This is a genomic window from Corynebacterium sp. HMSC06G04 (genome assembly GCF_001807365.1).
GTDB classification, from domain to species: Bacteria; Actinomycetota; Actinomycetes; order Mycobacteriales; family Mycobacteriaceae; genus Corynebacterium; species Corynebacterium simulans.
On sequence record NZ_KV788589.1, the window covers coordinates 170532 to 185739 of the forward strand.

The 15208-nt window shown below is 57.9% G+C and carries 14 protein-coding genes; 5 read left to right on the forward strand and 9 right to left on the reverse strand.

The genetic code is table 11. The features are described from left to right. Position 1: 1 nt before the first annotated feature. The 3 genes from metG to rsmI all read right to left on the reverse strand — a co-directional run bounded on the left by metG (position 2) and on the right by rsmI (position 4897). Positions 2 to 1834 (reverse strand): methionine--tRNA ligase, encoded by a 1833-nt coding sequence (gene metG, locus HMPREF3158_RS00800; protein WP_070496973.1) that lies wholly within the window; start codon positions 1832 to 1834, stop codon positions 2 to 4. A 188-nt stretch (positions 1835 to 2022) separates the two neighbouring features. Continuing rightward, complete coding sequence (locus HMPREF3158_RS00805; RefSeq protein ID WP_070496916.1) at positions 2023 to 3837, reverse strand: BCCT family transporter; 1815 nt, start codon at positions 3835 to 3837, stop codon at positions 2023 to 2025. 196 nt (positions 3838 to 4033) lie between these two features. Further along, the gene (rsmI, locus tag HMPREF3158_RS00810) at positions 4034 to 4897 is read right to left on the reverse strand and encodes a 16S rRNA (cytidine(1402)-2'-O)-methyltransferase (RefSeq protein ID WP_061921326.1); all 864 of its coding nucleotides are present in this window, start codon (positions 4895 to 4897) and stop codon (positions 4034 to 4036) included. 78 nt (positions 4898 to 4975) lie between these two features. On the opposite strand from rsmI, the gene HMPREF3158_RS00815 reads away from it, so the two are divergent. Further along, positions 4976 to 6586, forward strand: coding sequence for a dolichyl-phosphate-mannose--protein mannosyltransferase (locus HMPREF3158_RS00815; protein WP_210386616.1), 1611 nt, complete (start codon positions 4976 to 4978; stop codon positions 6584 to 6586). A 32-nt stretch (positions 6587 to 6618) separates the two neighbouring features. Here the strand turns inward: HMPREF3158_RS00815 and HMPREF3158_RS00820 are convergent, their stop codons facing one another. Together HMPREF3158_RS00820 and HMPREF3158_RS00825 are read right to left on the reverse strand one after the other, a co-directional pair. Continuing rightward, positions 6619 to 7314, reverse strand: coding sequence for a zf-HC2 domain-containing protein (locus tag HMPREF3158_RS00820; protein ID WP_061921319.1), 696 nt, complete (start codon positions 7312 to 7314; stop codon positions 6619 to 6621). Next, entirely contained in the window at positions 7301 to 7714 is a 414-nt protein-coding gene (locus HMPREF3158_RS00825) for a DoxX family protein (RefSeq protein ID WP_061921314.1), read from the reverse strand. The genes HMPREF3158_RS00820 and HMPREF3158_RS00825 overlap by 14 nt, the downstream gene beginning before the upstream one ends. Positions 7715 to 7872: 158 nt before the next feature. Here HMPREF3158_RS00825 and HMPREF3158_RS00830 point away from each other — a divergent pair, with 158 nt between their 5' ends. After that, entirely contained in the window at positions 7873 to 8625 is a 753-nt protein-coding gene (locus HMPREF3158_RS00830; protein WP_235591019.1) for a DNA-3-methyladenine glycosylase I, read from the forward strand. A 13-nt stretch (positions 8626 to 8638) separates the two neighbouring features. Here HMPREF3158_RS00830 and glpR read toward each other — a convergent pair whose 3' ends face one another. From glpR to HMPREF3158_RS00850, 4 genes are all read right to left on the reverse strand, one after another. Then, complete coding sequence (gene glpR, locus HMPREF3158_RS00835; protein WP_061921311.1) at positions 8639 to 9949, reverse strand: divisome protein SepX/GlpR; 1311 nt, start codon at positions 9947 to 9949, stop codon at positions 8639 to 8641. 147 nt (positions 9950 to 10096) lie between these two features. Further along, positions 10097 to 10807 (reverse strand): GNAT family N-acetyltransferase, encoded by a 711-nt coding sequence (locus tag HMPREF3158_RS00840; protein ID WP_061921308.1) that lies wholly within the window; start codon positions 10805 to 10807, stop codon positions 10097 to 10099. A 2-nt stretch (positions 10808 to 10809) separates the two neighbouring features. Beyond that, positions 10810 to 12099, reverse strand: a complete 1290-nt coding sequence (gene glp, locus HMPREF3158_RS00845) for a molybdotransferase-like divisome protein Glp (protein WP_070496922.1) — start codon at positions 12097 to 12099, stop codon at positions 10810 to 10812. A 36-nt stretch (positions 12100 to 12135) separates the two neighbouring features. Continuing rightward, positions 12136 to 13062, reverse strand: coding sequence for a UTP--glucose-1-phosphate uridylyltransferase (locus HMPREF3158_RS00850; RefSeq protein ID WP_062035577.1), 927 nt, complete (start codon positions 13060 to 13062; stop codon positions 12136 to 12138). A gap of 67 nt (positions 13063 to 13129) precedes the next feature. Here HMPREF3158_RS00850 and HMPREF3158_RS00855 point away from each other — a divergent pair, with 67 nt between their 5' ends. The 3 genes from HMPREF3158_RS00855 (at position 13130) to mscL (ending at position 15115) form a co-directional block, all read left to right on the forward strand. After that, entirely contained in the window at positions 13130 to 13714 is a 585-nt protein-coding gene (locus HMPREF3158_RS00855; protein WP_062035578.1) for a 5-formyltetrahydrofolate cyclo-ligase, read from the forward strand. Between the two features lie 68 nt (positions 13715 to 13782). Then, complete coding sequence (locus HMPREF3158_RS00860; protein ID WP_070432757.1) at positions 13783 to 14469, forward strand: SAF domain-containing protein; 687 nt, start codon at positions 13783 to 13785, stop codon at positions 14467 to 14469. 184 nt (positions 14470 to 14653) lie between these two features. After that, complete coding sequence (gene mscL, locus HMPREF3158_RS00865) at positions 14654 to 15115, forward strand: large-conductance mechanosensitive channel protein MscL (RefSeq protein ID WP_062035580.1); 462 nt, start codon at positions 14654 to 14656, stop codon at positions 15113 to 15115. Positions 15116 to 15208: the final 93 nt, after the last annotated feature.

Genomic DNA, 15208 nt, shown 5'->3' on the forward strand with positions numbered 1-15208 from the left:
CTTACTTCTGGACGGGTGCCCACTCAGGGCCGGTCTCACCAAGCTCTGGGTCAAGCTTTGCCACGAGCGGCTTCGGCTTGGAAAGCGCAGTGCCAGGCTCGACGTCTACGCGCTTCCACGCTGCCAGCTGGGCGGTGTAATCACCGGTGATGATTGGGTACGGGTGATTCTCCGGCGGCAGGCCAACGCCTACGAGCTCAACCGGGATATCATCCACGACGTCGCGTACCTCAGGCTGTGCCGCCCAAATGCCATCGCGGCCCAAGGTCTCGTGGACCTTCTGCGCGGTAAACGGCAGGAACGGGGTGAGCATGACGTTGCAGTCAGAGACCACCTGGAGTGCGGTCCACAGGACGGTGGCCAGACGCTCGCGTTGGGTCTCATCCTTGGCCAGCTTCCATGGCTCCATCGCTGCAATATAAGCATTCGCCTCACCAACGACGTGCATGACGGCGGTAATAGCCTGCTTGAATTTCGACTGCTCGAGGTAGCCTGCGGCAGTCTCGAAGGTCTCCTCCGCCAGCTGCAGGATGGCCTTGTCAGCTTCTTCCAGTGCGGCGGGAGCTGGGACTTCGCCGAAGTTCTTGTAGGCCATCGAGACGGTGCGGTTGACCAGGTTGCCCCAGCCATTGGCCAGTTCGTTGTTGATACGGCGCACGAACTCGTCCCACGTAAAGTCCGTGTCATTGTTTTCTGGACCGGCCACGGAGATGAAGTAACGCAGCGCATCCGGGCCGAACTCCGCCAAGAAGTCCTTGACGTAGATGACAACGCCCTTCGAAGAAGAGAACTTCGAGCCGGACATCGTCAGGTATTCGGAGGAAACAATCTCGGTAGGTAGATTCAGCTCGCCGAACTTGTGCAGCTCGCCGCCCTTCGCGCCCTTACCGGCGTAACCCAGGAGCTGCGCAGGCCAAATCTGCGAGTGGAAGGTGATGTTGTCCTTGCCCTGGAAGTAGTAATGGCGAGCCTCATCGTTCTGCCAGAAATCCTTCCATGCATCCGGGTTTCCGGTGCGATGCGCCCACTCGATGGAAGAAGACAAGTAACCGATGACAGCGTCAAACCAGACGTAGAGCTTCTTTGCGGAGTTTTCCTCCCAGCCCTCTACCGGAATTGGGATGCCCCAGTCGATGTCGCGGGTCATGGTGCGCGGACGCATGTCTTCGAGCAAATTCAGGGAGAACTTCAGGACGTTCGGACGCCAATCTTCGCGCGTCTTCAGCCATTCCTCCAGTGCGTCCTTCACGGAAGGCAGGTCGAGGAGGAAGTGCTCGGTCTCGATGAACTCCGGGGTCTCACCGTTGATCTTGGAAACTGGGTCGATCAGATCTACTGGGTCCAGCTGGTTACCGCAGTTATCGCACTGATCGCCGCGCGCCCCCTCAGCACCACAAATTGGGCAAGTTCCCTCGATGTAGCGGTCAGGCAAGGTACGGCCAGTCGACGGCGAGATGGCGCCCTTGGTGGTTTCCTTGAGCATGTAGCCGTTTTCATAAAGGCCCTTGAACAGCTCCTGCACTACCGCGTAGTGGTTGCGCGTGGTGGTGCGGGTGAAAAGGTCATAGGACAGGCCCAAGCCGGCGAGGTCGGTGACAATTTGGCGGTTATAACGGTCCGCGAGTTCGCGAACGGTCACGCCTTCTTTGTCGGCCTGCACCAGCAACGGAGTGCCGTGCTCATCGGTGCCAGAAACCATGAGAACGTTGCGGCCACGCATTCGCTGGAAACGTGCGAATACGTCAGAAGGAACACCAAAGCCTGCCACGTGTCCGATGTGGCGGGGGCCGTTGGCATACGGCCAGGCAACATTTACTACTACCGACTCAGTCATGCCCACCACTTTATCGAAGCCTTGGTCAACAGCGCGCGTTGAGGGGGTCACATCGACAATGGCGAAAGATCCACGCACAAGGATATTTGCGCGCATAAAGACGCATAAAGAAACGCACCCTCTTGCACGATTGTGCAGGAGGGTGCGTAGAGAAGCTTTAGGAAGCGACTAAATCGCTTGCTTTAGCTTTACTTGTGCTGAGCGCGCTTGCGCTGACGACGCTTCTTGAGCTCCTCAGCGCGCTGGTACTCGCGGTGCAGACGGCGCTCGCGGGCAAGCTTGCGCTGGAATGCCTGGGACTCACGGTATTCCAAGTAGATGACGTCGTTGCTGAGCGCCTTGTAGATGGCGCACATCAGGCCCACAACGATGAACAGGAATGGCAGCGCAGCCACAATGGTGACGTTCTGCAGGTTGGTCAGGGAATCCTCATCAGCCAGCAGCAGGGTCAGACCAACAGCCGCGGTGGCAACGCCCCATGCTGCGGACAGCCATGGCTTAGCGTTGGATGCACCGTTCTGAGACATCGAGCCCATAACGGTAGAAGCCGAGTCAGCGGAGGTGATGAAGAAGGTTGCCAGCAAGATAACTGCGATGATGCCGGCGATGAAGCCGCCAGGCAGGTTGTGCAGCAGGTTGAACAGCTCAACCTCAGAGGACTCGCCGGAGATGGAGTTACCGTTCTGCTCCATGTGGATTGCGGTGCCACCAAAGATGGCGAACCACACGGTGGAAAGACCAGCCGGGATCAGCATGACGCCGATGCAGAATTCGCGGACGGAACGGCCACGGGAAATACGTGCCAGGAACATACCGACGAATGGGGACCAAGAGACCCACCATGCCCAGTAGAAGATGGTCCAAGTGGACAGCCACTCGCCTGCTTCGCCGTTGTTGGACTCAGCGGTACGGGAGATCATCTCGGTGAACGCATCCAGGTAGCTACCGATGGAGCCCGGAATCTGGTTCAGGATGGAAACGGTTGGGCCAAGGATGAATACGAAGATGGCAAGCAGTGCGGCCATAACCATGTTCGCGTTGGAGACATACTGAATGCCCTTGCCCACGCCGGACATTGCGGAAAGCAGGAAGGCCAGGGTCAGCACGAGGACGATGCCAACGACGACCTTCTGGGATGGGTTGTCGATGAGGCCAGAAGCCTGGATACCAGCCTGGATCTGGGTTGCACCGATACCCAGGGAACATGCGGTACCGAAGACGGTTGCAAAAATGGACAGGATGTCGATGATTTTGCCGACCCAGCCATCGGCAGCACGCTGGCCAATGAGCGGCACGAACGCCTGGCTCAACAGCTGCTTGCGGCCGATGCGGAAGGTCGAGTACGCAATTGCGAGACCAACGATGGCATAAACAGCCCATGGGTGCAGGGTCCAGTGGAACATCGCCGTAGCCATCGACGTGCCCACTTCCTTAGCATCATGGCCAGGAACTCCGTTGAGGTAGTAGTTCAGCGGCTCAGATGCGCCGTAGAACATCAGGCCGATGCCCATGCCGGCCGCGAACATCATCGCAATCCAAGAGGGCGTAGAAAATTCAGGCTCTTCATCGATGTGGCCCAAGCGGATGGTGCCGAACTTGGAGGCGGCGATGAAGATAACAAATACAACGAAAATCGTGCCGAAGAGGACGTAGGCCCAACCAAAGTCGTTAACAACGAAGCTCAGTGCATCGCTAGCGAAGTTCGCAAAGTTGGTCGGAGCAGCCAAGCCCCATGCAACGATGGCGGCAATGAGCACGCCAGCGATGCCGACGATGGTCCAGTCGATTGGAGCGTTGTCATCGGCTGCCATTTCAATTTCAGGCTCGGTCATCTCATGGGGAGCGAAGTCCTCATTGCCGAGCATGTCTTGTAGCTGACTCGTCGCAGATGCTGATTCCAGCTTCTCATCAACGGTCTGGTACTCCTCAGACGAAACCGGCGCCGCACTGGACGCCGGATCCGTACCCTTTGCCGTATTCGAATCTGTTTCTGGATTAGTCATGCACTCCAGAATGAGGGCGGCTAATGCCAGGCGTCAAACTTATATGTGCAGTACAGCCGCCTAAATCCAGCATTTTTGCAGGATAATCTTACTTTACAATCAGCCACGCAAATGAAAATTAACCAGCATATGCAGGTCTTTTATCCTCCCGTGAGCTTTTGGCTATAACAATCCTGCAACAATTGGGCATTTAACACTATTTTTCGCTGTCACGGGCACTCAAGAAGGCGTCATAAAGTTCGCGATTAGACACCTGAGTACCGGCAGCGACTTCCTTGCAAGCATCCTTCGCGCGCACTCCATCTGCCACACGGCGCTGGACCTTATCCACCAGTTCCTCAAGCGATGAGGGGACCTCTTCCCCACCCTCGATAACAACCGTGATTTCACCGCGAGCATTGTCCTCAGCCCACTTTGCCAACTCACCCAAGCTTCCGCGCTTTACTTCTTCATAGGTCTTTGTCAGTTCGCGACACACGGCAGCGGGGCGGTCTTCACCCAGAACCGCCGCGGCGTCGGCAAGCGTCTGCGCCAAACGGTGGGGCGATTCAAAGAAGACAATGGCGCGCTTTTCACCGCGCAGCGATTCCAGCCACGCTTTGCGCGGTCCGGCCTTGCGTGGAGCAAAGGCGTCGAAGAGGAAGTGACCGACGCCGAGACCGGACAGAGCCAAAGCGGTGGGCACCGCAGATGGCCCGGGGAAGCACGTCACCGGCACCCCAGCTTCGACTGCTGCAGCAACGATGGAGTGCCCTGGATCAGAAACCAGAGGCATACCCGCGTCGGAGACAACCAAAACGGTGCCGGAACGAGCGGCCTCGACAAGTTGGGCTGCGCGTCCTTCTTCGTTGTGATCAAAGTTGGAGACCACCTTGCCGCGGATTTCGATCCCCAGAGCCTGCGCCAGGTTACGGACGCGGCGCGTATCTTCCGCCGCCACGATGTCGGCATGCTGCAGCGCCTGCATGAGTCGTGCCGAAGCATCTGCGATATTACCCAGAGGGGTGGCTGCCACAATTACTCCGCGTGGAAGGGGATCTAGACGAAACGAAGTATTCATGTCCCCTAGCTTTCCACACCTTTGCACAAGCAGAATCCCCAGGGGTCCGCCGCGTAGCCTAAACTCATCTAAGTGACTATTGCTACTGACTCTTCGCAGCCCGCAGGCACCCCACAGGCCAAGCTAGCAGGAAAGCCGCGTGGCAAGCATGCCTTCGCCGCCCCTGCTGCTCCTACCTCCTATGCTTGGGGCAAAGCAGATTGGGTCAGCACCGGCGTCATTGCAGTTTTAGCTTTCATCACCCGTTTCATCGGACTTTCCGCGCCCGTCTCGCAGGGCACGCCAGTCTTCGACGAGAAGCATTACGTTCCGCAGGCCTTCGACATGGTGCGTAGCTGGGACAACCTCTTTATCGGCGGCATCGAGTCCAATCCAGGCTATGGCCTGGTGGTTCACCCGCCGCTGGCTAAGCAAATCATTGCTGTTTCCGAGTCTGTTTTTGGCTATAGCCCGCTTGGCTGGCGCCTGATGGCAGCGCTTTTTGGTGTAGGTACCGTGCTGCTGACAATGGCGCTCGCCCGCCGCGTCGCTGGTTCCTGGCAGGTTGCCACGATGGCCGGCTTGATTGCGGTATGCGATGGCGTGCTTTTGGTTTCTTCAAAGTTCGGAATGCTGGATATCTTCCAGGTCTTTTTCATCGTCGCGGCCGCATGGGCACTGGCCCGCGACCATAACCAGATGCGTTTACGCCTGCACACGGCTTTTATCACGGGCAATATGGGCTCGTCCGATTTTGGCCCGCGTTTTGGCTTCCGCTGGTGGCGTTTCACCGCAGGCGTCTTCCTCGGCCTAGCCCTTGGCGTGAAGTGGTCTGGCCTGTACTACATCATGTTCTTTGGCCTGCTTTCGGTCTTTAGCGATCTTGCTTTGCGACGCCGCTATCACGTACGCCGCTACGTACTGGGCACGCTCATCCGCGATACCCCGGCAGCTCTGGCTTCCCTAGTGCTGGTTCCGCTAGCTATTTACGTATGGACTTGGCGCGCATGGTTTGCCTCCGAAACCTCCGTGTTCCGCCATGCCAAGGTGGATGGAACTATTGCTGAAGAATCCCCGCTGCAGGCCCTGCCCGATGCACTCGCTGGTTGGTTCTACTACCACTCTTCGGTCTTGGAATTTCATGCTTCCCTGACTACCTCCAGCGGGCACTCGCACCCATGGGATTCAAAGCCTTGGGCTTGGCTCGTGGCGGCCCGCCCCATCCTCTACTACTCCTCTACTGATCTGCAGTGCAGCGGCGCCGGCACCTGCCGCGAGATGCTCTATCTCTTTGGCACGCCTGCCATTTGGTGGCTGGTCATTCCAGCCGTGTTGTGGGGTCTATGGTCACTGCTGGTGCGCCGCAACCGCGCATTCCTCATCCCGTTGGTTGGATTCGCAGCAGGTTTCCTGCCTTGGTTGGCTGCGTTCGACCGCCAAATGTATTTCTTCTACGCCACGGCTTTCATCCCGTTTGTCATCGTGCTCATCTCCCTCGCGCTGGGCCAGATGATTGGACACGGCAAGAGGATTTCTTGGGACTGGCTGACTTCGCTTGCTGGCGGGGAAATCCGGACTGGCACATTCGTAGCAATTTGCTACTTGTGCTTGGTAGTAACGATGTTCATCTACTTCTCGCCAATTCTTTATGGCTTCATGATTCCGGACAAGTGGTACGAGTCGATGATGTGGCTGAACTCTTGGACCTAGATTCCTGTAATCCGGTTTCTCAGCGCGATCTCTTAATGCGGATTCGCGCTCAAAGAACGCCAGAAATCGGCGGCTGAATAACCTTTATGGGCTACCCAAGCCCAAGCCAGGACAATCGCGCTGATACCGGTGGCCAGGAGAATGTATATCTGGCTCATCATGATTGTGCCCAGCGCAATATCGCGCATGGTAAAGCCAAAAAGGAAGGCAAACATGGTTGCTGCAACCGGCAGCATGCCGGGAACGGATGCTGGCCGCCAGGCAGCAAAGAACAAACCGATGGCCAGGCCGAAGCGCAAGGCCGCGCCCTCGATGAGAAGGCGTGCACGTTCAGGATCAGCGGTAGGGTCGAGTGTTCCCTCGGCGCCGGTGACGGCGAGCCCGGAAGCACTAACCACCACGAAGATAGCCCAGATAGAAAAGAGCAATCCGAGTACCACGAGTGCAACGCGCGCTACCGTCAGCGTGGTCTGACGTGCGCTGGAGGCACGGCGCCACTCTGGCTCAACGCCGGCGATGATGACCTCAGAAAGATCTTGTGGGGGTGCCATTCCTTCGGCCGATTCGACGAAGCTCAATGAGCGGGAAAGCGCCGCGGCCTTGTCGCGGTAAGCACGGCACTGCTCGCAGCTTTCCACGTGAGTTTCAATGACATCGCTAGAAACGTCGGTGGGTTCACCGTCGAGCTGCGCGGAGATTGCAGCTTGGATTTCCTCATGCGTCAACACGGCTCAACACTCCATCCAAGCTGACGCGGCCGGAACCGAAGACGACAATCATCACCAGCGAGGCAATCAGCACCGCTGGGTATTCAAAGCCGCCGTCCGCAGCGAAAAGCCCATGGCCTAGGTGCACAAAATACAATGCACACGCCATAAACAGCGCCAGGGCACCAGCGACAAAGGTGGTCAGAAGCCCGACAACGAGCAGGGAGCCGCCGATCATCTCCCCCAATGCTGCGATATACGCAGAAACATGGGGCTGAGGGATGCCCATCGCAGAGAACTGCCCTGTGGTCTCATCGATTCCGGCGAAGAACATTTTGTCAACACCGTGCGCGACGAAAACGAGGCCTAGTACTGCTCGCAAAAGCAGCAGCGCGGTATCGCGAACGGCGGGTCTATTCATGAGAAATACACTACCCTGGAACCCCTAGGTGCTGGCGAATCAACTGTATATGCCCCTAACGCACAGCTCATCGACAGCCGCTGGGAACCGATACGGGCAAAAGGCAGTCAAATAGTGCAAGAGCCAAATGCGCTTACACATTCAACGAAGGAAAAGACATGACCATGACGAATCCTTTCGCCGAGCCGCAGCAGGCGGAAAGCGATAAGGCCACCACAGGTATCGCACCCACCATAGGCACCCCAAACGCCTCCGCCCCCGAGTACACGGCTAACTCGGAGCGAACCGGGCTGGTCTACGACGCCGAGGGAGTTGGCCGTCCGCCTTGGGCGATGGCCTCTCCCCTGTTGCGCGAGTACTACGACACCGAGTGGGGAATGCCGGTCCGCGATGAAGCGGGACTTTTTGAACGCTTAACTTTGGAAGGCTTCCAGTCAGGGCTGTCTTGGGCCACTGTCCTGCGCAAGCGCGAAGCCTTCCGCGCTGCGTTCGCTGGCTTCGACCCGGATATCGTTTCGGCTTTTGGTGCAGCTGAAGTAGAGCGTCTACTCAATAACCCGGAGATTATTCGGAATCGCCGCAAGATTGAGGCTGCCATTAACAATGCAGATGCCACGGTGAAATTGCGTGAAAAGGGCGGCTTGAGCGAATTCATCTGGTCCTTCAGGCCGGAGGAAAATCTCTACCCGCGTTATATGGAAGACATCCCTAAAACGACCGACAAGGCCAAGGAATTATCCAAGGCCTTGAAGAAGGAGGGCTTTACTTTCGTAGGCCCCGTTACCTGTTTCGCGCTAATGGAAGCCATCGGCATGGTAGATGCCCATCTCATTGGCTCTCATCGCCGCGGAACGTCCGGGGTCTGGGAAAGTGAACTGGATGCTTTCAAGCATCCAGTTCAGAATATCTAGTTCACGAAGGCATCTAGCTCACGCGGCGTGATGCGAGGTCGTCGCGGCGCTGGCGATTGCTCACGTGCGGTCCGTCGAAGCCGTCGAATTCATCGTCATCATAATGGACCGGCAGATGGTCGAAGTCCGGGCTGTCATCGTCAACTTCCAGTACTACAGCGCCTGGGCGGCGCAGGCTACGCGGGATGGCCAGTTCATCATCTTCTGCACTGCGGACGCCGAGACGGGCGCGGCGCAGGTGGTACACGCGGCGACGCAGCAATGCCTGCTCCTGACGGACCTGGGTACGCAGAGCAATCAAATAGATCATGGTGACGATGCCGGCGATTCCCGCAAACCACCAGGTCCAGCTACCTACTACGATGCCCAAGCACACGGTGAGAACAACCGCCAAGGAAAGACCCAACAGCGTACGCTGACGGCGCTGGTAGCGGGTTGCGGAAGCAGCCTTTTCTGCTACCGGATCCCAGCCGCCGCGCCCAAGGCGACGCTGCGCAAAAGCAACCTCATCCTCAGATAGATCAGTATCCTCATCCATCTCAGTTTCGGATTCCTCGACAGACTCGATGGCCTGTGGAATCTGGCTCACCTGTTCCTCGGTGTCGACCGCGCCGGGATACATCAAGTCCACAGGCGAGGTATATGCCGAATCAAGGTCGTAAGCATCGTCTGCGACCTCGGCCACTGCTGGCGCGCTGAAGACCTCTGCCGCCTCCGCGTCATCCGCCAGCTTGGATTTCAGATCCGCAGGCTTATCCTTTTCGGTTTCATCCTCAATGAGGAGCTCATCTTCTTCGGATTCGCTCGCTGTGTCCTCCGACTCTTCGTTTTTATCCTGCTGCGCCGAAACTGGGACAGCGGAGCCGGCTGGGGTTGTTTCCTTCGCCGGAGTCTCGGCCTTGGCCTTACCGGACTCTTCGACAATTTCACCCTCAACGGTCTCCGGTGCGTCCGCCTTTACTGCGTCATCGCCATCAGGCTCATCAGACAGCTGCGCGCCCGGCTGGCGCGGATTCGCCTTAGCCTTTGCTGCGGCACCGGCGATGGTCACGGCAGGGGTTTCTTCCTCGTCAACCACGGAGATATCGCTAGCGTCGACGACTTCGTAATCTTCGGTATCGTCTTCAAAACGGCGCACGTCACGCTTGTTAACTCGCGGGCGGCGACGCGCGGCGACGTTTCCGGAGTCGCCTTCGAACAACACGCGAGTGTCATCAAAGGCTTCGCCTGTGTGGCTCATCGGACGCTGCGAACGCAGCAGCCAAGGTGCCAAGATAAAAGCCCAGACCACGATGATGGCGATAATGGGCACAGCAGTGGACACGGTATGGGTGGCCTTCCGTAGGGTGCAGAGTTTGACTCAACGTTAGCGCCTTATCCGCCCCTATAAGGACTCAAAATCGGGGAAATTACAATGTTGTGACTTGTGTGAAAACAGTGGCGAAATCTACCCGCCAACTGGGGCACCCAGCTAAAGAAGTCGCCCCTCCGCCCGTAACCGCGCGACAGCGGTGTTCGGATAGTCGTCGCGGTTGAGCGCCACAAAGTAGTGATCGCGCCAGGCGCCATTGATATGCAGGTTGCGACGCAGATATCCCTCTTCGCGGAAACCACAGGACTTCAGGATCTTGCCTGAGGCAGGGTTCTCCGGCAAATAGGTCGCTGTCACGCGGTGCATACCTACGCGGCGGAAGGCGTGGTCAACGCCCAGTGCGCACGCGGCCGTAGCAACGCCGGCGCGGTGGACTGCGGAATGAACCCAGTAACCAATCCAGCATTCCCCGATGCTGCCGTGCTGAATATTGCCCAGCGTCACCTGGCCCATAAACTGACCATCCAGCTCGATCACCAGGGGGATGATACTGCCCATCCGCGCGTTGTCACGCAGGAACATCAGATGGTTCCACCAAGAATTTCCCGAATGCGCGTTTTCCCACGTCGTTGGGATGGTGGGTTCCACCGGGCGTAAGTATTGCTCATCGATGACGCGCTGACGGCGCCAGTCACGGCCATCGCCGCGCATCAGCGGACGCAGGCGGAGGACTCCGCCCTCCGGTAGAACTCTGGAAGGCGCCAAACTAATACTCGGGGTGGATTCCGGCCACCCTGGATGTTCTTCTCGCGGTGGCCCACTCGCAGGTACACGTAGGCGCCCCGCCGCAGTCCCGAAAGGATCCAGCATGCCTAGCTGCGCTGCGTCAAAAAGAGCACATCCACGACGTCACCCGGGCGGATCTCGGTGGCGCTTTCAGGAATCCTAATCATCGCATTCGCTTCCGATAGTCCCGCCAATAAGTGGGCCGGCGCACCGCTCGCACCGCCCAAGCCTTCAACCAAATAATCGGCAGTCTCAGCATCGCGCATCAAGCGAGCACGGATAAATCCGCGGCGTCCTGGCCGCGAATCCATGTGATTGAGTGCACGTGCACGAACTACGCGGCGATTTGCATTGCGCTTGCCCAGAGAAAGGCGAATCAGCGGGCGTACGAATACTTCAAAAATGACCAATGCCGAGACCGGGTTCGAAGGCAACAGGAACGTTGGAACACGCTCCTCCCCCAGCAAGCCAAAGCCTTGCACAGACCCCGGATGGATGGCCACGCGGGAGGTATCGATATCGCCGAGCTCGCGCAGTACCTCACGCACTGCCTCAGAACCGGCGCCGCCGACCGCACCGGAAACCACCAGGACCTCGCTGCGGGCGATGTGTGTTTCCAGCGCCTCGCGGATTCGTCGCGGCTCGCCTTCCGCGATGCCGACGCGTTGTACGTCAGCGCCTGCTTCCCGCGCCGCAGCGGCCAAGGAATAGGAGTTAACGTCAAATACTTGCCCCAGGCCCGGTTCGCGATCGATGTCCACGAGTTCCTTACCAAAGGACAAGATGGTCACGCGCGGGCGCGGATAGACCAAAACCTTTGAGCGACCGACAGCGGCCAAAAGGCCAATCTGCGCAGGTCCCAGGATAGTTCCCGAAGAAACTGCGACATCGCCCGGCTGGATATCGTCGCCAACTCGGCGCACAAAGTCACCCGAGCGCACAGGGCGATGCGCCGTCACGCGCTTGCGGCCGCGGTCTGTCCACTCGAGGGGAAGGACGGCGTCGGCAAGCGTGGGCAAAGGCGCACCGGTGTAAACGCGCACCGCCTGTTTCGGCTGCAAGCGCAGTGGCTGGCGCGAACCCGCCGGAACCTCACCCACCACGGGGATGGAACGCTCAATCTCAGGGCCCTTTTGCTCCCCTTCTGCGTCCTCTTCAGTAGCGCGCCGCGCCTTCAAAGCACGCTCGCCTCCCACGTCAACGGCGCGCACCGCGTAGCCATCGATTGCCGCCTGCGGAAATCCGGGCAGCGGCTGATTGGCTTGCACTTCCTCAGCGCACATCAGTCCCAGCGAGTTCGCAATCGCGATACGCACTGGTTCCGGTGTCACCGCCGCATCAGTAATCATCGCAAGCTGATCATCTACTGAACGCATAGATTGCCGCCTTCCCTGTTTGTCTTCTGACCTAGATTAGTTGATGCCCTTTTCAGCCTCATACTCGGCAATGATCTGCTTGATTGCCTTGTACAAAGCCGGGCCATACTTCTCATGGTGCAGGCCGAAGTCCACATTTGCCGGAATATATCCGCCGGGATTGCCCAGGTCATGACGCTTTCCGCGGTGAACCACCACGTGGACCGGGTGGCCTTCCTGGATGAGCAGCTCGATGGCGTCGGTTAGCTGCAGCTCACCACCCTTACCTGGGGAAATGCGGCGCAGCGCATCGAAGATCTTGCGGTCTAGCAGGTAGCGACCGGTGGCCACTAGGTTCGAAGGCGCATCTTCAGGCTCTGGCTTTTCTACCATGCCGACGACCTTCTTCACGCCAGGAGCGTTAGTATCTTCCACGTCGAAGACACCGTAGTTGAAGGTCTCTTCACGCTCGACTTCGAATGCGCACAGAACGGAGCCACCGACGGCGGCGCGAACGCGTGCCATCTCCTCCATGACAGTCGCCGGCAAGACAATGTCATCCGGGAGCATGACGGCGAAGCAGTCCTCGTCATCGTCCAATGCGGATTCCGCAAGACCAACCGCATGCCCCAAGCCGAGCGGCTTTTCCTGCGGCACAGAGATTGGGTGAATAAGGTCGCCAGCGCGGCGCACCTTAGCCACCTGCTCGTCCTTGCCACGTGCGTCCAAGGTCTCAACAAGCTCCGGGAAGGCATCGAAGTGGCGCATCACCTCTTGCTTGTTGGGGGCAGTAATAACTGCTAAACGCTGCGCACCAACCGAAGCGGCTTCCTCTGCGATGAGTTCGATACCTGGGGTATCAACCACAGGGAGCAGTTCTTTCGGAACAGTTTTAGTGGCCGGCAAAAAGCGGGTACCCAGGCCCGCTGCCGGCACGACAACTGTCTTAATCCCGTGCAGGGATCCCTCGTTGTTATTAGCCATAAGTTTGAGCTTACAGGCCGAACTTTTTCTTTCGTGCAGCGATACACCAGCAATTACTATTAGTTCTATGACTGAGATAGCCAAGCAAAAGCAGGCGTTGCGCATTGAGCTTCTCGACGCCCGCCGCACCCGCAGCCCCGAGGAGAAGGCCACTGCCGACGCCGCCTGGTGCAACGCGGCCGCCCAACTTCTAAGCCCCGATATGCAGGTCGCAGCCTATAACCCTCTGGGTTCAGAGCCTGGCGGCAGCGAGTTTGTCCACACCCTGGCACAGGCATGTAAAGCGGTATATCTGCCTATCTCTGGCGACGATGGACAACTTTACTGGGCGCTTTACGAAGGCCCCGAGAGCCTCCAACCCGGTGCGCTCGGCATCGCAGAACCAACCGGCGAGCGCTTCCCCAGCTCCATCTTGGCTGAGCTCGACTTCATCTTTGCGCCAGCGATGGCAGTGGACAAGAGCGGCTACCGCCTCGGAAAAGGCGCTGGCTACTACGACCGCGCGCTTACTCCCCTTGTTCCCGGCAAGCCCAAGGTCATTGCCATGGTCCACTCCAGCGAGGTCCGGGATGTGCCAAAAGAAGAACACGACCGCCCAGTTGATGTCATTCTGACTGAGCGTGGGCTCGTCGACATTGAGCCAGACGTTTAGCTAGACGGTTTAGCCATAAGAAACAGCAAAAGCGGAACCATAGTCCTGCAACCGCAGTCTAAAAGAGCATGACTGCGGATAAATTGCTGAAAATGCTGCGCACCCCAGGACATCGGCGAGCGTTGATGTTAAGACGCTTTGTTGCATTGGTACTGGTTGCTGCAGCAGGTTTCAGCATGCTTTCCGCTCGCAAAGAACACCCTCTGGCGGTGGTCTTTGCCCGCGATGTTCCTGCGGGCCATGCTCTTTCACTTGACGACGTCACCCTAGCACCCATCCCGGCCAGCGCACTGCCGGAGACGAAAGTCGATACCAACCTCGAGGAGCTTGAAGGCCGCGTGGTCGTATCGGCGGGTTCGGCTGGAGAAATTCTTACCGAGACGAGACTGCTTGGCCCGCAGCTCGTGGACGATTTAGTGAATAACTCCACAGGAAAAAACTCGGGCGAGGAATCCCACATGATTCCACTCAAGCCAGCAGAACCTGACATCCTTCCCCACCTCCACCATGGGGATACGGTCAATGTCATCGCTGGCGCTAGCGAAGAAGAGATAGAAGAAGGCCAAACAACTGATGGCTCAGTCATCGCAGCAGGTGGGCGCGTAATTACGACGACCAGCGGCGAAGAAGAAAGCCGCGCCACCACCGTGCTTTTAGCTCTTCCGGCTTCCCAAGCTGATGCCGTGGCAGCCGCCTCGCTGAGCCAACCGCTCACCGTTGTCATTGTGGGACAACGAGCCACCGGCATGAATTAGCGTAGAGCCGCTTCCAGAAGCCTTCCGATTGAGCCAGAAACGTTGTCACATCCCCTAAAACTCGCTAGGGTGAGTCTTCACGAGCCCCTGCTTTTAATTTTAATAACATTTGACTCATGACTAACTTGGAAAAGTCACTCGGGGGCGAGGGTCACAATGTGTTTTAGGAAAGGAAACCCTCCCAATGCTGAAGGGCTTTAAGGACTTCATCCTCCGCGGCAATGTCATCGAGTTGGCAGTCGCAGTCATCATTGGTAGCGCATTCACCGCTATCGTCACCGCCGTCACCAACAATCTCATCCAGCCTCTGATCAACTCCTTCGGCTCCGCAGAAGTCAAGGGCCTGGGCTTCCAGATCACCGACAATGAGTCCACCTTCATGGACTTCGGTGCTGTTATTACCGCTGCCCTCAACTTCCTCATCATCGCTGCGGTTGTTTACTTCCTCATCGTGATGCCGATCAACAAGCTCTCCGAAGCTGCTAAGCGCCGCCACGGCGTTGACCCAGAAGAGCCAGCTCCGACCACCGAGCAGCTCCTGACCGAGATCCGCGACCTAATGGAAGCACAGAACGCTTCCGGTGCAGGCCACAACATTGCGGGGACCTCCTACAACCAGGAGAGCACCGGCCGCCACCAGGCATAAGGTTTTACATCCTGCATAAAGACCGAACTCCGGTTGTCTTTTAGATAAAAGACAACCGGAGTTCGTCGTTATTAATGGGCAATAATTAGAGGT